Source organism: Pseudonocardia oceani, assembly GCF_019263585.2.
GTDB classification, from domain to species: Bacteria; Actinomycetota; Actinomycetes; order Mycobacteriales; family Pseudonocardiaceae; genus Pseudonocardia; species Pseudonocardia oceani.
In genome coordinates, this window is sequence record NZ_JADQDF010000001.1 from 6,624,306 (window position 1) to 6,641,336 (window position 17,031).

Here is a 17,031-nt window from a genome sequence, read left to right on the forward strand (position 1 = left end):
GGCGTCAGGCGTCGGGGTAGGGCCACGAGTTGGGCGCGCAGCCGAGCAGGCCCTTGGTCTGCTGCTGCATCACCGGCGCCCGCTCGCCCGGGCCGGGGCAGGACTCGTGGCCGTGCCCCAGGACGTGGCCGACCTCGTGGTTGACGAGGTAGCGCCGGTAGCCGGTGCGGTCGTCGCCGTAGTCGGGGTGCGCGCCGACCCAGCGGAACAGCGTGAGGACCGCCCGCGAGCCGGTGCGGCACGACAGCTTCCCGTAGGTGACGAGGGGGCGGCAGAGCGCGGCGGAGGTGTCGGGGCTCGCCAGCACCACCACGATGTCGGCGTCGCCGTCGGTGCGCGCGAAGCTCATCGTGCCGCCGCGGCCCCAGCTGCGCGGGTCGTTGAGGGTGGCCAGCGCGAACTCGGCGAACCGCGCCCCGTCGACCGGCAACCCGTCCTCGACCTCCACCCGGACCGTCCGGACCTCCCCCGGGCCCGGCGCGGGCACCGACCCGGCGACGACCGACAGCGCACCCGTCCCGGCCTGCGGCACCGTCATCTCGAGGATCCCCGCCGCGGCGTCGGCGGCGGGCGGGCCCACGGCGCCTGCGGCGGTCGCGGCGGCGGCGACCGCCCCCGTCAGGAAGGACGTGCTGATGTCCGTCGACACCTCGTCCACGGGAACCGCGGGCGCCTCGTCGCCGGGCAGCAGGCCGGACACGGCCAGCAGACCGGCCCCCAGCGCGACCGCCGCGACCACGACGACGATCCGCTTCCCCGGCGCCCCCACCCGATCAGGGTCGCATGCAGCGCGGCGGTTCGGCAGGACGAACGCCCGGTCGGGGCCTACCGTGGTCGGCGAGACACCGGGGGCGGTGGTCGGGGGGGACGCGGTGCGGACGTGGTGGCGGCCCGCCCTGCTCGTGGCCCTCGTGCTGGCCGCCGTCGCCGTGGCGATCACCGTCGGAGTGCCCCCGCTCCCGGAGATCCGCGCGGCCGTCGCCGGCGCCGGGTGGGCCGGGCCGGTGCTGTTCGCCCTGATCTACGCCGGCCTGTCGCTGACGCCCGTGCCGGCCACCGTCCTCAGCATCGCCGCCGGGGTGCTGTTCGGGTGGGGCGTCGGCGTGCCCGTCGTCATGGCGGGGGCCTTCACCGGCGCGGCGGTCGGGTTCCTGCTGGCGCGCCACCTCGGCCGCGGCGCGCTCGACGGCGTCGGCGGCGACCGGCTCGCGCGCCTCGACGCGCTGCTGCGCAGCCGCGGCCTCCTGGCCGTGCTCGTCGTGCGGATGCTGCCGATCCTGCCGTTCGCCGTGATCAACATGGCGTGCGGGCTGTCGGCGCTGCGCACGCGCGACTACCTCGTCGGGTCGTTCCTGGGCATGCTGCCGGCCGTCACGGCGTTCGTCGGCATCGGCGCCTACGGCAGCGAGCCGGGCTCGCTGCCGTTCCTGGTCAGCGCGGGCGGGCTGGCCGTGCTGGTGGTGGGCGGCGCCGTGCTCGCGCGACGGCGCCGCGTCCTCCGGTAGCGGGCCCGGCCCCCGGACGCGGTCAGTCGTCCTCGTCGTCCGTGCCGTCGCCGCCCCACTCGCGGTCGGCCTTGTCGTTGGCCTCGGTGCGCTCGCGCGCGATCTCCAGCGCCCGCGCGGCCGTCTCCTTGTCGGGGTAGGGCCCGAGGCGGTCGACCGCGCGCACCTCCTCGGCCTTCACGACCCGTCCGTCCTTGAGGCTGTAGTACCACTCCTCGTCGCTCATCGGTGCAGAATGCACCAATGGCGACGGCAGTGCTGATGGGCGGGCCGTGGGACGGGCACACCGAGGAGGTGGCGCTCGACGGCGAGGGGCAGCCGCCGCGGCTGCTCCCCCGCTTCCGGGACACCACGATCTACACCGAGGACACCGGGCACATGCCGGTGCGCATCCCCGAGCGCGCCTACCGCCGCCGCGGGCCGCACCCGTCGGAGGCCGGCACGTGGGTCTACGAGCCGGACGTGGACGACCCGCTCTCCTGAGCCGGCGCTGTACTGATCCCGGCCCTACTGCTCCCCGCCCCCGGGCCGCACCAGCACGACCACCTCGGTGTCGGTCACCGACTGCACCCCGACCGCGAAGCCCTGCACCTGCGTCTCCCCTCCGACGGGGACGGTGACGGTCTGTCCGGCGACGGTGATCGTGGCGGCACCCGCGTCGACGCCGACGAGCTGCGCGGTGACGCCCAGGACCGACACCGAGGCATCACCGCTGCGGGGGAAGGTGACGGTGCAGCCGTTGAGGCCGCACTCGGTGTTCGAGCCGCCCGCCCCGCAGCCGGTGGCGGTGAGCAGGACGACGAGGACGGCGAGGACGCCCCGGACGATCGGGGACGAAGGGGTTCGGGACACCCCCGGAGGGTAGGGCCCGGGGATCACCGGGCCGCGGCCAGGCGGGCGATCCCGTCGGGCAGGTGACGGGCCGGCGCGGCGAGCCCGGGTCAGTCGACCGTCAGCCACACCGCCGCGTCGACGGGCAGGACGTCGAGCAGGGCCTCGGTGGCCAGCAGCACGCGGCTGCCCGCGGGCAGCGGCACCGGCGAGCCCGACAGGTTGACCAGGCAGGTGAACCCGTCGCCGCGGGAGAACGCCAGCACGCCCGGCTCGGACGGCAGCCACTCCAGCGTGCCGTCGCCCAGTGCCGGGTGCTCGCGGCGCAGCGCGAGGGCCGCGCGGTAGAGCGTCAGCATCGACGCCGGGTCGCCGTCCTGCGCCTCGACGGTGACGGCCGCGAACTCCGCGGGCTGCGGCAACCACGGCGCGGCGGTGGCGCCCTCGGGGCTGAACCCGAACGGCGACTCCGTGCCCGACCACGGGATCGGCACCCGGCAGCCGTCGCGGCCGCGCTCGGTGTGCCCGGAGCGCTCCCACGTCGGGTCCTGCAGCACCTCGTCGGGCAGGTCCTCGACCTCCCACAGCCCCAGCTCGTCGCCCTGGTAGACGTACGCGCCCCCGGGCAGGGCGAGCATCAGCAGCGCCGCGGCGCGGGCGCGGCGGCGCCCCAGCGCGATGTCGAGCTCCTCGACGGGCGCGAGGTCGCCCAGCGCGTGGCCCGTCGCCGGCGGGCGGCCCAGCCGGGAGACGTGCCGGACGACGTCGTGGTTGGACAGCACCCAGGTGGCGGGGGCGCCGACGCCGCCCATCGTGGCGAGCGAGTTGTCGATCACCTTGCGGAGCGAGTCGGCGTCCCACGGGGCGCCGAGGTAGTCGAAGTTGAACGCGGTGTGCAGCTCGTCGGGGCGCAGGTAGCGCGACAGCCGCTCGGGCGTGGCCACCCACGCCTCGGCGACGAAGATCTTCGGGTCGGCGTAGGACTCCGCCACCCGCCGCCATCCCCGGTACACCTCGTGCACGCCGTCGAGGTCCCAGAACGGGTGCCCGCCGTCGCCGATCGTGTCCATCTGCCGGTCCGGGCCGACGTCGGGCAGCTCCTGGTCCTTGACCAGCGAGTGCGCCACGTCGATGCGGAAGCCGTCGACGCCGCGGTCGAACCAGAACCGCAGGATCGACTCGAACTCGGCGCGCACCTCGGGGTGCTCCCAGTTCAGGTCGGGCTGCTTGACGTCGAACAGGTGCAGGTACCAGTCCCCGTCATCGGTCTGCTCCCACGCCGGGCCGCCGAACACGCTGCGCCAGTCGTTGGGCGGAGCCTGCGCGCCGTCCGGACCGACCCGGCCGGGGCGGAACACGTACCGCTGCCGCTCGGGCGAGCCGGGGCCGGCGGCCAGGGCGGCGCGGAACCACTCGTGCTCGTCGGAGGTGTGGTTGGGGACGATGTCGAGGATGACGCGCAGGCCCAGCGCGTGCGCCTCCTCGACGAGCGCGGCGGCCTCGTCGGCCGTGCCGAAGGCGGGCTCGACGGCGCGGTAGTCGGCCACGTCGTAGCCGGCGTCGGCCATCGGTGACGGGTACCAGGGGTTGATCCACAGCGCGTCGACCCCGAGCCCGTGCAGGTAGCCCAGCTTCGAGCGGATGCCCGCGATGTCACCCAGGCCGTCGCCGGTGCCGTCGGCGAAGCTGCGGATGTAGAGCTGGTAGACCACGGCGTCGCGCCACCACGTGCGCGCCTCCGTCGTGGGGGCCGCCGTCGTCGCCGAGCTCATCGCGCTCCTCCAAGATCGTCCTGCGGGTATATTTACCACCTTGCGTTATTGTGCCGGAACGCGTCAAGAGAGGGGGAGGCGGTGTCGGGGACCGACGTGGTGCGGCGGCTCAACACGCAGGCGGTGCTCGACGCGGTGCTCGACGCCGGGGCCTGCAGCGGCGCCGACCTGATGGCCCGCACGGGCCTGTCGCGCCCCACCGTGCACGCCGTGTGCGACGACCTGATCGGCCGCGGCTGGCTGGTCGAGCCCCCGCGCGGCGACGCCGGCCCCGGGCGCCCGGGGCGCCCGGCCCGCCGCTACGCCCCCCGTCCCGGCGCCGGGTCGGTGCTCGCCGTCGACATGGGGGCGACGTCGGTGCGGGCGGTGGTCGCCGACCTCTCCGGAGCGCCGGTGGGCGAGGCCGGGGCCGCGTTCGCGCACCCGCACGTCGGCGCGGCCGAGCGGCTCGACCTGACCCGCGCCACCTGCGCCCGCGCCCTCGACGCCGCCGGGGCGGCGGGCGGGCGGGTGCTGGGCACCGTCCTGGGCATCCCCGCCCCGGTCGACGCCGACGGCCGTGCGTCGGCCGACGAGGCCTACCTCCCGGGGCTCGCCGCGCTCGACCTGCCCGCCGCGCTCGCGCCCGTCGTCGGGCGCGCCCGGGTCGAGAACGACGCCAACCTCGCGGTGGTCGGCGAACGCTGGCGGGGCGTGGCGCGGGGCGTCGACGACGTCGTGCTCGTCCTCGCGGGCGAGCGCCTGGGCGCCGGGGTGTGCCTGGGCGGGCGGGTCGTGCGCGGGCACCGCGGCGGCGTCGGCGAGATGGGGTTCCTCGACCTCGTCGACGGCGTCGGCGGAACCGCCGCGATCGGCAGCCTGGCCCGGCGCTGGGGCTCGGCCGAGCTCGGGCGGACGGTGCGGGCCGAGCAGGTCGTCGCGGCCGCCGGGGCGGGCGACGAGACCGCCCGGGGCGTCGTCGACGCCGTCGCGCGGCGGATCGCCCGGGCGCTGGCGGTGCTGGCCACGCTGCTCGACCCCGAGATGCTCGTCGTCGGCGGGGCGGTGGCCGCGGCGGGCGAGGTCCTGCTGGCGCCGCTGCGCCGGGAGGTCGCGGGCCTCACCGAGCGCCCCGTGCGGCTGTCGGCGTCGGTGCTCGCCGACCGCGGGGTCGTGCTGGGCGCCGTGCGCACCGCGCTGGACGAGGTGCGCCCGCGGCTGCTGGACCTGCAACCGGCCTGATCGGGGCTCGGTCAGCTGATCAGCGCGTCGCGCAGCGCCTCGGTGTCGGGGTGGGCCGGACCGAGCGCCGCCTCGGCGTCGCGGGCGGCGCGGTCGTACTCCGAGCGGGCCTCGACCGGGCGCCCCGCCGACTCCAGGCACTCGGCCAGCGCCCCGCGCAGGGCCACGGTGACCGGGTGCGCCGGCCCGCACTCCTCCACGGCGTCGCGCAGGGCCGACCCGAGCTCGGCGACGGCCGCGCGCGCGTCGCCGTCGTCGGCGTGACTCAGCCCGGCGCCGAGCCGGGAGGTGAGCGTGTCGGGGTGCCCGGCGCCGAGCACGCGGGTGCGGTGGGCGATCACGAGCGCGTAGTGGGCCAGAGCCTCGGCCGGGCGACCCGCCGTGCGGTGGACGGCGGCGAGGACGTCGCGCGCGGTCAGCGCGAGGGGGTGGTCCGGGCCCAGCGTGCGCTCGCGGTCGTCGAGCGTGTCGACCAGCAGCGGGATCCCGACCTCCGGTCGCCCCGCGGCCAGGTAGGCGACCGCGAGGTTGCCCTCGGCCACCAGTGCGTCCGGGTCGACCGGGCCCAGCCCGTGCACGGCCTCGGCGACGGCCTGCTCCAGCACCGGCACGGCCTCCTCCGCGCGCCCGGCGCCGACCAGCGCGGCCCCGGCGTCGTGCCGCTCGCGCAGGTGCCGGCGGTCGGCGCGCGTGGCGGGGTCGGCGGCGCGGCGGCCCAGCACGGCGCTCTCCACGAGCAGCCGCGAGCCGGTGAAGCGCCCGCCACCGGGCATCGGCAGCACCGGGGTGCGGGCCAGCGTGGTGACGACCGCGCCGACCTCGGTGGGCAGCTCCGCCACCAGCTCGTCGACCAGGCCGGACCCGGTGTCCAGCACGTCGTCGACGCCCGCGGCGAGCAGGCACGCGACCGCCACCGCCCCGGGCAGGTCGAACGAGCGGGGGTCGGCGGCCATCTGGTCGAGCTCCATGCGGGCGCGCCCGGCGCGCAGCGGGTCGGCCGCGGGCCAGCGCGGCGTCGGGCGCAGCCGCCGCGGCGCCTCGCGGCGGACCACCCCGGCCTCGACGAGGTACTCGGCGACCCGGTCGTGCACGACGCCGCCCAGTGCCGCGGCCCAGGAGTGCAGGTCGCGGGGCGCCCGCGCGTGGGCGACAGCCTCGACGACGAGGTCGGCGACGGGGTCCGGGTGGCCCGGGGCCCGCACCCCGGTGACGACGGGCCGGTCACCCTCGAGCGCGAGCCGCCCGGCGACCACGAGCGCGCACACCTGCGCCGAGAACAGCGCCCCGCACACGACGGGGTGCGGGGCCGCGGGCCGGCCCGTGGCCGGCTCGTGCAGCACCGTGAACAGGTTCGGGACGAGGTCGGTGTGCTTCATGCGCTCGGGGGAACCTACGCCGGACCGGTCACGCCGGGGACACGGCGGCCGGCGTCCGGGGGGGAGGCGCCGGCCGCCGGTGCTTCAGGCGCCCTGCGCGCGGCCGTGGCGACGGCGTGCGAGCTCGGCGATGCCGTGCAGAGCGCACGGCCACTGGGTGCCGGGCAGCCCCGTGCCGCCCTGCGTGCAGGTGCGGCACCGACCTGTCCGATCGGGGAGGTGCAGCACCAGCAGGCGCTCCCACACCCCGACCATCGGGGCCAGCTCGTCGGCCAGGCAGAAGTGCCGGGGGCTGGTGAGGGCGGCGGAGCCGCTGTCGGCGAGACCGGGGAGGGGCGTGACCGTGGCGGGGCCCTGCGGCGCCGTGCCGGACCGGGTCGGCCGTCCATTCGGCGGATCCGCACCCCATGACCTGTTCATCGCCGTATCCCCCGTCTGGCGCAGTACCGCCGTGCCTGTGTCGAACGCAACCTGATCGTGTCGGAACGAGCTTGCATCTGCAAGTGCCGGTGCGTGAACATCTGCACGTGCATCTGCAAGAGATCCTCGCCTGGCGCAAGAGCTCCGCGAGCAACCCCTCGGGCAACTGCGTCGAGCTCGCGGCCATGGCCGACGGTGGCGTGGCGGTGCGCAACTCGCGCCATCCCGCTGGTCCGACGCTGGTCTACACTCGCGCCGAGATCGCGGCGTTCCTCGACGGCGTCCGCGCCGGGGAGTTCGACGACCTCGCCCACTAGCGGGCCGTTCACGATCCACGCCGCGATCCGGGGGGAGCTCTAGTCCTGCGCAGGCGTCCGGCGTCCCCGCTCCCCCAGCGGCTGGGTCTCGACCCGGTCCGCCTCCGCACGCCCGACGACGGACGCTGGTCGACGATGCGCGACCACCTCGTCGAGCGGCTGCCCCGCGTGCCGGCCGAGCGGGTCGACGAGATGCTCGCCGAGCGCCGCGTCGTCGACGCCGAGGGCCCGCTCGGCCCCGACTCCCCGTTCCGCCCCGGCACCTACCTGTGGTTCCACCGCGACCTGCCCGTGGAGGTGCCGGTGCCGTTCGGCATCGGGATCGTGCACCGCGACGACGACCTGCTCGTCGTCGACAAGCCGCACTTCCTCGCCACGATCCCGCGCGGGCGCCACGTCGCCGAGACCGCGCTGGTGCGGCTGCGCCGTGACCTCGACCTGCCCGAGCTCAGCCCGGCCCACCGCCTCGACCGCGTCACGGCCGGGCTGGTGATGTTCGTGGTCCGCCGCGAGCGCCGCGGGGCCTACCAGACGCTGTTCCGCGACCGGCGCGTCCACAAGGTCTACGAGGCGGTGGCCCCGCACGACCCGGAGCTGCGGCTGCCGCTGACCGTACGCAGCCGGATCGTCAAGGAGCGCGGGGAGGTGCAGGCGCGGGAGGTCGACGGGTCGCCCAACGCCGAGACGCTCGTCGAGCGGATGGCGGTCCGCGGCGACCTCGCGCGCTACCGGCTCACCCCGCGCACCGGCCGCACCCACCAGCTGCGGCTGCACATGTCCGGTCTCGGCGTGCCGATCCTGCACGACGACTTCTACCCCGAGGTCCACGAGCAGGCCCTCGACGACTTCAGCCGCCCCCTCCAGCTGCTCGCGGCCGAGCTCGCCTTCACCGATCCCCTCAGCGGGCGAGAGCGGCGGTTCACCAGCCGGCTGCGGTTGCGCGACCTGCCAGACTCCGCCCCATGACGATGCAGGTCCCGCGGTTCTTCGTCCGCCAGAAGGTCACGCTCATGGTCAACCGGTACCTCGTGTTCGCCGCGAACCCGGACGGCACCGAGGGGCAGCTGATGGCCTTCGCCGAGCAGAAGCGGATGAAGCTCAAGGAGGAGGTCGTCTTCTTCACCGACGAGTCCAAGCAGCGGCGGGTGTTCTCCTTCACGGCCCGCCAGCGCCTGGACGTGCGGGCCGAGCACGACGTGCTCGACGAGGCCGGCCGCCCGCTGGGCTGGTTCAAGAAGGAGTTCGCGGCCAGCCTGCTGCGCTCCACCTGGACCCTCGGCGTCCCCGGGCTCGACGCCCGCGGCCAGGAGCGCCGGCCTGTCATCGCGGTGCTGCGCCGCGTGTGGACGGCCATCCCCTACCTCGGCGACGTCTGGGTGCCGTTCGTCTTCCACTTCGACTTCGTCGACGCCGCCACGGGCGCGCCCGTGCTCACCAGCGAGCGGCAGCGCTCGATCCGCGACCGCTACGCCGTCACCGTGCAGGACCCCCGGCTGGACTTCCGCGTGGCGGCGTCGATGGCCGTGGCGCTGGACGCCCTGCAGAGCCGCTGAGCACGCCCGCGCCCACCGGACGCCCGCCCGTGCCGAACGGCCCTCGCCGCCCACGGGCACCCTTTCGGGTGATCGTGACGGCCGTCGGCCTCACCACCGGCGCCGTGCGCCGCAGGGTGGGTCCGATGACGTCAACCGAACGGGGCCCCGGAGCGAAGTCCACAGCATGACGAAGTGCCGGCCATGACCGCGGCGCCGCACCCCACCGTGCACGCGCTGCGCTCCGCCGTGCCCGCGTCCGGGGTCGCGGCCGCCACCGCCTTCCTCCTCCTGGCCGGCCTGACGACCGCGCTCGACGGGGAGGCGCAGCAGTACGCGGGCAACCTCGGCGTGCTGGTGTTCGCCGGCGCGGCGGTGGCGGGATGCGCGCGGGCGTCGCGACGCTCCCGCGGGCGCACCCGCCGGGGGTGGGCCGCCCTGGCCGTCGCGGCCGCGTCCTGGGGCCTCGGGCAGATCGTCTGGACCGTCCTGGAGACGCTCGGGATCACCACGCCCTTCCCGTCGTGGGCCGACATCGGCTACCTCGGCTTCCCCACGGCGGCGCTCGTCGGGTTCGCACTGCTCTCGCCCAACTCCGGCGGCCTCGCCACCTCCCGGCGCGTGCTCGACGCGCTGACGATCGGCTGCGGCCTCGGGCTCGTCGCCTGGTTCACCGTGGTCACCTCCGTGGCCGAGAACCGGCCGCTGGCCGACACCGCCGTCGCGCTGGCCTACCCGATCGCCGACGTCGTGCTGTGCACCGTCACCGTGCTCACCCTCGCCCAGACCCGCGAGAAGCCGCTGCTGTGGACGCTGCTGGGGCTCTCCATGGCCGCGATGACCACGTCGGACGTGTGGTTCTCCTACGCCACCGCCGACGGCACGTACCTCACCGGATCCCCTGTCGACTGGGGCTGGTGGGCGGCGTTCCTGCTGCTGGGCACGGCCGGGTCGCTCATCACCGGGGCGCGGCAGACCGAGCGTCCGCCGGTGCGCCCGACCGTCGCGCACGCCGGGCTGCTCCCCTACCTCCCGCTGGGCGCCGCGGTCGTCGTCGCCTCCGCCCAGTCGGCGTCGGGGCGCACGCTCGGGCCGTTCGCGGTCGGGCTGATCTCGGCGCTCGTCGCGCTCGTCCTGATCCGCCAGTACGCCACCATCCGCGACAACGAGAAGCTGGCCCGGACCGTCCAGCAGCGCGAGGACGAGCTCCACGACCTGGCCTTCCGCGACGGTCTCACCGGCCTGGCCAACCGCGCGCTGTTCCTCGACCGCCTCGGCCACGCCCTCGACCTCTCCGCCCGCGACCAGCGGCCCGTGTCGGTGGTGTTCCTCGACCTCGACGGGTTCAAGGCGGTCAACGACAGCCTCGGCCACGCGATGGGCGACGCCCTGCTCGTGCGGGTCGCCGAGCGCCTGCGCGGGCGCCTGCGCGCCGCCGACACCCTCGCCCGCCTGGGCGGCGACGAGTTCGCGGTGCTCGTCGAGCAGGGTCCGGTGCACGGGCACGACGCCACCGCGGTCGCGCGGTCGCTGCTCGACGCGTTCACCGCACCGTTCTCGATCGACGGCCGCACGGTCACGGTGTCGGCGAGCATCGGCGTCGCCACCGATGAGCCCGGCAGCGACGCGCCCGGTCCCGAGCAGGCCGCCGCGCTGCTGCACCGCGCCGACCTGGCCATGTACGCGGTCAAGGACGCCGGACGCGGCGGCGGGATCCTCGTGCACTCGCCGTCGCTGGGCCGGGGGCCCCGCCGCGAGGGTCCCGCGCTGCAGCAGGCGTTCGCCGACGCGCTCGAGCAGGGGCTGGTGCGCCCGGTGTTCCAGCCGGTCGTCGATCCGGTCACCGGACGGATCGGGGCGCTGGAGGCGCTGGCGCGGTGGACCCACCAGGGCGTCGAGGTCCCGCCCACGACGTTCGTGCCGCTCGCCGCGCGCACCGGGCTGTCCGAGCACCTGACGCGGCTGATGCTGGAGCAGTCCTGCGCGCAGCTAGCGCGGTGGAGCCGCGCGCTCGGGCACCGCAGGCTGCGGGTGGCGGTCAACGTCGACCCGACGGAGCTGACCGACGCCGCGATGCCCGCCCGCATCGCCGAGCTGTTCGCCCGCCACGACCTCGCCCCGGGCCAGCTCGCCCTGGAGATCACCGAGAGCACGATGACCTACCGCCCCGAGACGGCGCTCGACGTGCTCAACGACCTGCGCGCCGTGGGCGTCCGCCTCGCCCTCGACGACTTCGGCACCGGCTACTCGACGCTCGCGCGCCTGTCCAGCACGCCCGTCGACACGGTGAAGATCGACCGCTACTTCGTCGCCGACATCGACCACGACGCGCAGCGCAAGCGCTTCCTCGTCGGGCTCTTCGAGCTCACCCGCCACCTCGGGCTGCGCACCGTGGCCGAGGGCGTCGAGCGGCCCGGCCAGCTCCAGGAGCTGCGCCGCGTGGGCTGCGACCTGGTGCAGGGCCACCTGATCGGCCGCCCGGCCCCCGCCGAGCTGCTCACGCCGGTGATCCTCGCCGAGCAGCCCGTGATCGACCCGGAGCTGCTCGGCCGGGTGGGCTGATCCGCCCCTCGGGCCCGGCCCGCTACTCGAACCGGGACGGGTCGCCCGCGCCCACGCGGACGATCTCCGGCTCCGGGCCGGACAGGTCGACGACCGTGGTCGGCTCGGTGCCGCACTCCCCCGAGTCGATGACGGCGTCGACCGCGTGGTCGAGCCGCTCCTTGATGTCCCAGCCCTGCGTCATCGGCTCCTCCTGGTCGGGGAGCAGCAGGGTGGAGGACAGCAGCGGCTCGCCCAGCTCCGCGAGCAGCGCCTGGGTGACGACGTGATCGGGGATGCGCACGCCGACCGTCTTCTTCTTCGGGTGCAGCAGCCGGCGCGGCACCTCCTTGGTGGCCGGCAGGATGAAGGTGTACTGGCCCGGCGTCGCCGCCTTCACCGACCGGAACACCGCGTTGCTGATCTGCACGAACTGGCCGAGCTGTGCGAAGTCGGCGCACACCAGCGTGAAGTGGTGCCGGTCGTCGAGGTGGCGGATCTCGCGGATACGGTCGAGCCCCTTGGCGTTGCCGAGCTGGCACCCCAGGGCGAAGCAGGAGTCGGTGGGGTAGGCGATCAGGCCGCCGTCGCGCACGACGTCGGCCACCTGGGTGATCGACCGGCGCTGCGGGTCGACGGGGTGCACATCGAAGTAGCGGGCCATGGCGCCACGCTAGCGCCCCAGGAACGCCCGCACGTGCGGCAGCACGTCCGCATCGATCCCGTGACCGCCCCCGTGCGGGAACTCCTCGACGGTCGCGCCGCAGCCGCGCAGCTGCGCCACCAGGGTCGCCGTCTCCGCGGCCGGCACGAGCGGGTCGTGGCGGCCGTTGGAGACCGCGACGCGCTTGCCGGAGAGGTCGACCTCGCCCCCGTCCCGGGAGACCGGACCGTCGCGGAACGGCACCATCGCCGCCAGCAGTACGGCGCCGGAGAGCACCTCGGGCCGGCGGAACAGCAGCGCCGACGCCGTGTTGGCGCCGTTGGAGAACCCGGCCGCGACCCACGGGCCCGGGTCGACGCCGACGACGAAGTCGGCCAGCTCGTCGACGCGCAACCGCAGGTCGTCCTCGTCGAGCACGCCCTCGGCCAGGCGCCGGAAGAAGCGGCTCATGCCGTTCTCCGTCACGCGCCCGCGCGGGGCGAGGACCGGCCCTGCGTCGTGTCCCCCCCACCCCAGGTGCTCGCGCAGCGGCAGCAGGTCGTGCTCGGTGCCCCCGGTGCCGTGCAGGAGCAGCAGCGGTGCGCCCTCACCGGGGAGCCAGACGTGCTCGAACGCACTCGCCGGGCCGTTCACGAGGGCACCCGCAGCGGCGGCAGGGACGCCGCGATCTGCTCGCGCGTCGGCTCCAGCCACGGCGGCAGCTTCAGCGAGCGGCCCAGTTCCAGCAGCGGCTCGTCGACGGCGAAGCCCGGCTCGTCGGTGGCGATCTCGAACAGCACTCCCCCGGGTTCGTGGAAGTAGATCGAGGTGAAGTACTGCCGGTCGAGGATCTCGGTGACGTGCAGCCCGGCCTCGACGAGCTCGGAGCGCCACAGCGCCTGCGTGGCCCGGTCGGCCACCCGGAACGCCACGTGGTGCACGGTGCCGCCGGCCTGCAGGCCCTTCGCGCGGCCGTCGGCGGCGACGTCGAGCACGGCCCCCGCCCCGCCGCCCGCCATGGCGAAGCGGGCGCGGTCGCCGTCCTCGCCGGCCGCGGTCATGCCGAGCAGCCCGGTGAGCAGCTCGACGGTCGGGTCGGGTAGGCGCTCGGACAGCGTCACCGCGTGCAGCCCGCGCACGGCGTGCTCGGCGGGCACGTCGGCCACGCCGTCCCAGCCCGAGCGGGTGTCGCCCGGCGCGGCGACGAGGTCGATCACGAGGCCGTCGGGGTCGCGGAAGGTGAGGACCTCCTCGCCGTCGCGGGTGCGCGGGCCCTCGTGCTCGACGCCCATCCCCGCGATGCGGTTCTGCCACCAGCCCAGCGACTCCGGCGGCACGCTGAACGCGGTGGCCGTCGTGAGCCCGCTGCCCTGCCGCCCGGCCGGCACGCCCCGCCAGGGGAAGAACGTGAGGATCGTCGACGGCGACCCCGACGCGTCGCCGTAGTAGAGGTGGTAGGTGTCCGGCGCGTCGAAGTTGACGGTCTGCTTGACCAGCCGCAGCCCGAGCGCGCGGGTGTAGAAGTCGACGTTGGCCTGCGGGTCCGAGGCGATGGCCGTGACGTGGTGCAGCCCGTGCGGCGCGATGTCCGTCATCACCCCATACTAGTTGCTCACGCAAGGATCCGCAGGCGACGTCGGTCTACTTCTGCGAGAAGGCCGCGTCGAACGCCGCCGAGGGCGGGTCGAAGGCCTGCCTGCGCACGAACTCCAGCGCCTCCGGCGCCCCGACGAGCCGGTCCATCCCCGCGTCCTCCCACTCCACGGAGATCGGGCCGTCGTAGCCGATCGTGTTGAGCATCCGGAAGCACGCCTCCCACGGGACGTCGCCGTGTCCGGTGGAGACGAAGTCCCAGCCGCGGCGCGGGTCGGCCCACGCGAGGTGCGAGCCCATGCGGCCGTTGCGGCCGTTGCCGACCTGGCGCTTCGCGTCCTTGCAGTCGACGTGGTAGATCCGGTCCTTGAAGTCCCAGAGGAACCCGACCGGGTCGAGGTCCTGCCACACGAAGTGGCTGGGGTCCCAGTTGAGGCCGAACGCCGGGCGGTGGTCCACGGCCTCGAGCGCCGCGACCGTCGTCCAGTAGTCGTAGGCGATCTCGCTGGGGTGGACCTCGTGGGCGAACCGCACGCCGACCTCGTCGAACACGTCGAGGATCGGGTTCCAGCGGTCGGCGAAGTCGCGGTAGCCGGCGTCGACCATCGACTGCGGCACCGGCGGGAACATCGCCACGGTCTTCCAGATGCTCGACCCCGTGAACCCGACGACCGTGTCGACGCCGAGCTTCGCCGCGGCGCGCGCCGTGGTCCTCATGGCCTCGGCCGCCCGCTGCCGGACGCCCTCGGCGTCGCCGTCGCCCCACACGCGCGGAGACAGGATCGCCTCGTGCCGGGCGTCGATCGGGTCGTCGCAGACCGCCTGCCCGGTGAGGTGGTTGGAGATCGCGTGCACCTGCAGGCCGTACTTGTCCAGGATGTCGCGGCGGCCCTGGACGTAGGTGTCGTCCTCGACCGCGGCCCACACGTCGAAGTGGTCGCCCCAGCAGGCGATCTCCAGGCCGTCGTAGCCCCACCCCCCCGCCAGGCGCGCGACCTCCTCGAAGGGCAGGTCCGCCCACTGACCGGTGAACAGGGTGACCGGGCGTGCCATCAGCTCTCCTCCACTGCCTGCCAGCCGCTGCCCGCGGCGGCGGATCGGACCACGGCGTCGAGCACGAGCTGCACCTGCAGCCCGTCGGCGAACGACGGGACGGGGTCGGTGCCCGCCGCGACGTCGCGCACCAGGTCGACGACCTCGTGGGTGAACGTGTGCTCGTAGCCGAGCCCGTGGCCGGGCGGCCACCAGGCTCCGGCGTAGGGGTGCCCCGGTTCGGTGACGAGGATGCGCCGGAACCCGGCGACGTCCGGGTCGTCGGTGCCGTCGAAGAACTGGAGCTCGTTCATCTGCTCGAAGTCGAACGCGAGCGAGCCCGCGCTGCCGTTGACCTCGAGGCGGATCTGGTTCTTGCGCCCGGTCGCGAAGCGCGTCGCCTCGAAGCTCGCGAGCGCGCCGCCGCCGAAGCGGCCGACGAACAGCGCCGCGTCGTCGACGGTGACCGGTCCCCGGCCCTCCCCCGACGGCAGCGGGCGCTCGCGCACGAACGTCTCGGTGAGCCCGCTGACGCCCGACAGGCGGTCGCCGGTGACGAACTGCGCCAGGTCGACGACGTGCGCACCGATGTCGCCGAGTGCCCCCGACCCGGCGCGCTCGGCCTGCAGTCGCCACACCAGCGGCGCCTCGGGATCGACGATCCAGTCCTGCAGGTAGCTGGCGCGCACGTGGCGGACCTCGCCGATGCGCCCCTGCTCCACCAGGCGACGGGCCAGCGAGACCGCGGGCACGCGCCGGTAGTTGAAGCCGACCATGCTCCGCACGCCCGACGCCTGCGCCCGCTGCGCGGCGGCCACCATCGCCCGGGCCTCGTCGACGGTGTTGGCCAGCGGCTTCTCGCACAGCACGTGCTTGCCCGCGTCCAGCGCCGCGATCGCGATCTCCGCGTGCGTGTCGCCGGGCGTGCAGACGTCGACGAGCTGGACGTCGTCGCGGGTGAGGAGGTCCTTCCAGTCCGTCTCGACGTCGCGCCACCCCAGCCGGTCGGCCGCGGCGCGCGCCGTCTCGGCGTTGCGCCCGCACAGCACGGCCATGTCCGGGGTGAGCGGCAGGTCGAAGAACCGGCCCGCCGTGCGCCACGCCTGGGAGTGGGCCGCCCCCATGAAGGCGTGGCCGACCATGCCGACGCCCAGACCGGGCCGTGCCATGGTCATGATTCGAAGCCCAGGGGCAGGTAGGTGTCCACGTTCTCCTTGGTGATCGTGGCCGACGCCAGCGTGATCGACGTCGGCACCTCCTTCTCGACGAGGTCGCCCATGCCGCGGTTCTGCGCGACGAGGCGGGCCAGCGCCATCGCCGAGGAGGCCATGGTGGGGCTGTAGGTGACCGTCGCCTTGAGCACCGAGGTGTCGGCCTTGATCTCGCGCATGGCGTTGGCCGAGCCCGCGCCGCCGACCATGAAGAACTCGCTGCGCCCGGCCTGGGTGATGGCCGCGAGGACGCCGATGCCCTGGTCGTCGTCGTGGTTCCACACGGCGTCGAGCTGCGGGGCGGCCTGCAGCAGGTTGGCGGTGACGCGCTGGCCGCCCTGCGCGGTGAAGTCGGCGGCCTGGCGCGGGCCGACGGCGAAGCCGAAGGACGCCAGCGCGTCGGAGAAGCCCTGGCTGCGGGCCTGGGTCAGCGGCAGGTTGTCGATGCCGGCGATCTCGCCGATGACCGGGTTCGCCACGCCGGCGTCGCGCAGGCGGGTGCCGATGTAGGTGCCCGCGGAGACGCCCATGCCGTAGTTGTCGCCGCCGATCCAGGTGCGGTAGGCCAGCGGCGAGTCGAAGATCCGGTCGAGGTTGATGACCGGGATGCCCGCGTCCATCGCGCGGCGGCCCAGCGAGGTGAGCTGGCTGCCGTCGTTGGGCAGGATCACCAGCGCGTCGACGCCCTGGTTGATCAGCGTCTCGACGGCGGCGATCTGCTGGGTGATGTCGTTGGTCGGGTTGACCGCCTCCAGCGTCACGTCGCTGTACTGCCCGGCCTGCGCCTGGGCGTTCGCGGCGATGGCCGCGATCCAGCCGTGGTCGGCGGCGGGGGCGGAGAAGCCGATGGTCACCGGCGTTCCGGGCTCGGCGTTGTCGCCGGCGGCGGGGGCGGTGTTGGTGCCGGCCGGGGCGGGGGCGGCGGCATTGCTGGTGCAGGCCGCGGTCAGCGCGGCACCCACACCGAGGGCGCCGACGAGGAAACCGCGGCGCGCGAGAGCGGACGTGTCGGACATGAGTGGGGCACTCCTTCGTGC

Annotated in this window: 19 protein-coding genes; 7 read left to right on the forward strand and 12 right to left on the reverse strand. The window is 75.0% G+C overall.

Going from position 1 to position 17,031, the window contains the following annotated elements; all coding sequences use genetic code 11:
• Positions 1 to 4: 4 nt before the first annotated feature.
• Positions 5 to 769 (reverse strand): DUF3152 domain-containing protein, encoded by a 765-nt coding sequence (locus I4I82_RS33110; protein WP_226370404.1) that lies wholly within the window; start codon positions 767 to 769, stop codon positions 5 to 7.
• Between the two features lie 85 nt (positions 770 to 854).
• Between I4I82_RS33110 and I4I82_RS33115 the strand changes: the two genes are divergently transcribed.
• Positions 855 to 1,505: a TVP38/TMEM64 family protein gene (locus I4I82_RS33115; protein WP_218596390.1), complete on the forward strand. Its 651-nt coding sequence runs from the start codon at positions 855 to 857 to the stop codon at positions 1,503 to 1,505.
• Positions 1,506 to 1,527: 22 nt separating this feature from the next.
• On the opposite strand, the gene I4I82_RS33120 is transcribed toward I4I82_RS33115, so the two are convergent.
• On the reverse strand, positions 1,528 to 1,731 hold the full coding sequence (locus I4I82_RS33120; protein ID WP_218594547.1) for a hypothetical protein: 204 nt from the start codon (positions 1,729 to 1,731) through the stop codon (positions 1,528 to 1,530).
• A 17-nt stretch (positions 1,732 to 1,748) separates the two neighbouring features.
• Between I4I82_RS33120 and I4I82_RS33125 the strand changes: the two genes are divergently transcribed.
• Entirely contained in the window at positions 1,749 to 1,988 is a 240-nt protein-coding gene (locus tag I4I82_RS33125; RefSeq protein WP_218594548.1) for a hypothetical protein, read from the forward strand.
• 24 nt (positions 1,989 to 2,012) lie between these two features.
• Here the strand turns inward: I4I82_RS33125 and I4I82_RS33130 are convergent, their stop codons facing one another.
• The gene (locus tag I4I82_RS33130; RefSeq protein ID WP_218594549.1) at positions 2,013 to 2,357 is read right to left on the reverse strand and encodes a hypothetical protein; all 345 of its coding nucleotides are present in this window, start codon (positions 2,355 to 2,357) and stop codon (positions 2,013 to 2,015) included.
• A gap of 89 nt (positions 2,358 to 2,446) precedes the next feature.
• Complete coding sequence (locus I4I82_RS33135) at positions 2,447 to 4,108, reverse strand: glycoside hydrolase family 13 protein (RefSeq protein WP_218594550.1); 1,662 nt, start codon at positions 4,106 to 4,108, stop codon at positions 2,447 to 2,449.
• An 81-nt stretch (positions 4,109 to 4,189) separates the two neighbouring features.
• Between I4I82_RS33135 and I4I82_RS33140 the strand changes: the two genes are divergently transcribed.
• On the forward strand, positions 4,190 to 5,329 hold the full coding sequence (locus tag I4I82_RS33140; protein WP_218596391.1) for an ROK family transcriptional regulator: 1,140 nt from the start codon (positions 4,190 to 4,192) through the stop codon (positions 5,327 to 5,329).
• Positions 5,330 to 5,340: 11 nt separating this feature from the next.
• On the opposite strand, the gene I4I82_RS33145 is transcribed toward I4I82_RS33140, so the two are convergent.
• Both I4I82_RS33145 and I4I82_RS33150 read right to left on the reverse strand, forming a co-directional pair.
• Positions 5,341 to 6,705 (reverse strand): tetratricopeptide repeat protein, encoded by a 1,365-nt coding sequence (locus I4I82_RS33145; protein ID WP_218592419.1) that lies wholly within the window; start codon positions 6,703 to 6,705, stop codon positions 5,341 to 5,343.
• Positions 6,706 to 6,789: 84 nt separating this feature from the next.
• The gene (locus I4I82_RS33150) at positions 6,790 to 7,125 is read right to left on the reverse strand and encodes a hypothetical protein (protein ID WP_218592420.1); all 336 of its coding nucleotides are present in this window, start codon (positions 7,123 to 7,125) and stop codon (positions 6,790 to 6,792) included.
• A 107-nt stretch (positions 7,126 to 7,232) separates the two neighbouring features.
• Between I4I82_RS33150 and I4I82_RS33155 the strand changes: the two genes are divergently transcribed.
• The 4 genes from I4I82_RS33155 (at position 7,233) to I4I82_RS33170 (ending at position 11,536) form a co-directional block, all read left to right on the forward strand.
• Positions 7,233 to 7,442, forward strand: coding sequence for a DUF397 domain-containing protein (locus I4I82_RS33155; RefSeq protein ID WP_226370405.1), 210 nt, complete (start codon positions 7,233 to 7,235; stop codon positions 7,440 to 7,442).
• 45 nt (positions 7,443 to 7,487) lie between these two features.
• Positions 7,488 to 8,408 (forward strand): RluA family pseudouridine synthase, encoded by a 921-nt coding sequence (locus I4I82_RS33160; protein ID WP_218592430.1) that lies wholly within the window; start codon positions 7,488 to 7,490, stop codon positions 8,406 to 8,408.
• Complete coding sequence (locus tag I4I82_RS33165; RefSeq protein ID WP_218592422.1) at positions 8,405 to 8,995, forward strand: LURP-one-related family protein; 591 nt, start codon at positions 8,405 to 8,407, stop codon at positions 8,993 to 8,995. The genes I4I82_RS33160 and I4I82_RS33165 overlap by 4 nt, the downstream gene beginning before the upstream one ends.
• A 183-nt stretch (positions 8,996 to 9,178) precedes the next feature.
• Positions 9,179 to 11,536, forward strand: a complete 2,358-nt coding sequence (locus I4I82_RS33170; RefSeq protein ID WP_218592423.1) for a putative bifunctional diguanylate cyclase/phosphodiesterase — start codon at positions 9,179 to 9,181, stop codon at positions 11,534 to 11,536.
• A 22-nt stretch (positions 11,537 to 11,558) separates the two neighbouring features.
• Here I4I82_RS33170 and I4I82_RS33175 read toward each other — a convergent pair whose 3' ends face one another.
• Genes I4I82_RS33175 through I4I82_RS33200 form a run of 6 tightly spaced genes read right to left on the reverse strand, consistent with a single transcriptional unit; the run spans position 11,559 to position 17,010 of the window.
• Positions 11,559 to 12,179 (reverse strand): L-threonylcarbamoyladenylate synthase, encoded by a 621-nt coding sequence (locus tag I4I82_RS33175; protein ID WP_218592424.1) that lies wholly within the window; start codon positions 12,177 to 12,179, stop codon positions 11,559 to 11,561.
• Positions 12,180 to 12,188: 9 nt separating this feature from the next.
• On the reverse strand, positions 12,189 to 12,812 hold the full coding sequence (locus I4I82_RS33180; RefSeq protein WP_218592425.1) for an alpha/beta hydrolase: 624 nt from the start codon (positions 12,810 to 12,812) through the stop codon (positions 12,189 to 12,191).
• On the reverse strand, positions 12,809 to 13,753 hold the full coding sequence (locus I4I82_RS33185) for a ring-cleaving dioxygenase (protein WP_218592426.1): 945 nt from the start codon (positions 13,751 to 13,753) through the stop codon (positions 12,809 to 12,811). Before I4I82_RS33185 ends, I4I82_RS33180 begins: the two co-directional genes overlap by 4 nt.
• Positions 13,754 to 13,799: 46 nt before the next feature.
• Positions 13,800 to 14,804: a sugar phosphate isomerase/epimerase family protein gene (locus tag I4I82_RS33190; protein WP_218592427.1), complete on the reverse strand. Its 1,005-nt coding sequence runs from the start codon at positions 14,802 to 14,804 to the stop codon at positions 13,800 to 13,802.
• Positions 14,804 to 15,958, reverse strand: coding sequence for a Gfo/Idh/MocA family protein (locus tag I4I82_RS33195; protein ID WP_218592428.1), 1,155 nt, complete (start codon positions 15,956 to 15,958; stop codon positions 14,804 to 14,806). Before I4I82_RS33195 ends, I4I82_RS33190 begins: the two co-directional genes overlap by 1 nt.
• Positions 15,955 to 17,010, reverse strand: a complete 1,056-nt coding sequence (locus tag I4I82_RS33200; protein WP_218596393.1) for a substrate-binding domain-containing protein — start codon at positions 17,008 to 17,010, stop codon at positions 15,955 to 15,957. Before I4I82_RS33200 ends, I4I82_RS33195 begins: the two co-directional genes overlap by 4 nt.
• Positions 17,011 to 17,031 lie beyond the last annotated feature (21 nt).

Bases quoted from the DNA above. Each gene is read 5' to 3' on its own strand.
- I4I82_RS33175 (WP_218592424.1), bottom strand. From the start codon at position 12,179: ATGGCCCGCTACTTCGATGTGCACCCCGTCGACCCGCAGCGCCGGTCG.
- I4I82_RS33165 (WP_218592422.1), top strand. From the start codon at position 8,405: ATGACGATGCAGGTCCCGCGGTTCTTCGTCCGCCAGAAGGTCACGCTC.
- I4I82_RS33190 (WP_218592427.1), bottom strand. From the start codon at position 14,804: ATGGCACGCCCGGTCACCCTGTTCACCGGTCAGTGGGCGGACCTGCCC.
- I4I82_RS33145 (WP_218592419.1), bottom strand. From the start codon at position 6,705: ATGAAGCACACCGACCTCGTCCCGAACCTGTTCACGGTGCTGCACGAG.
- I4I82_RS33125 (WP_218594548.1), top strand. From the start codon at position 1,749: ATGGCGACGGCAGTGCTGATGGGCGGGCCGTGGGACGGGCACACCGAG.
- I4I82_RS33120 (WP_218594547.1), bottom strand. From the start codon at position 1,731: ATGAGCGACGAGGAGTGGTACTACAGCCTCAAGGACGGACGGGTCGTG.
- I4I82_RS33200 (WP_218596393.1), bottom strand. From the start codon at position 17,010: ATGTCCGACACGTCCGCTCTCGCGCGCCGCGGTTTCCTCGTCGGCGCC.
- I4I82_RS33150 (WP_218592420.1), bottom strand. From the start codon at position 7,125: ATGAACAGGTCATGGGGTGCGGATCCGCCGAATGGACGGCCGACCCGG.
- I4I82_RS33195 (WP_218592428.1), bottom strand. From the start codon at position 15,958: ATGACCATGGCACGGCCCGGTCTGGGCGTCGGCATGGTCGGCCACGCC.
- I4I82_RS33170 (WP_218592423.1), top strand. From the start codon at position 9,179: ATGACCGCGGCGCCGCACCCCACCGTGCACGCGCTGCGCTCCGCCGTG.
- I4I82_RS33185 (WP_218592426.1), bottom strand. From the start codon at position 13,753: ATGACGGACATCGCGCCGCACGGGCTGCACCACGTCACGGCCATCGCC.
- I4I82_RS33135 (WP_218594550.1), bottom strand. From the start codon at position 4,108: ATGAGCTCGGCGACGACGGCGGCCCCCACGACGGAGGCGCGCACGTGG.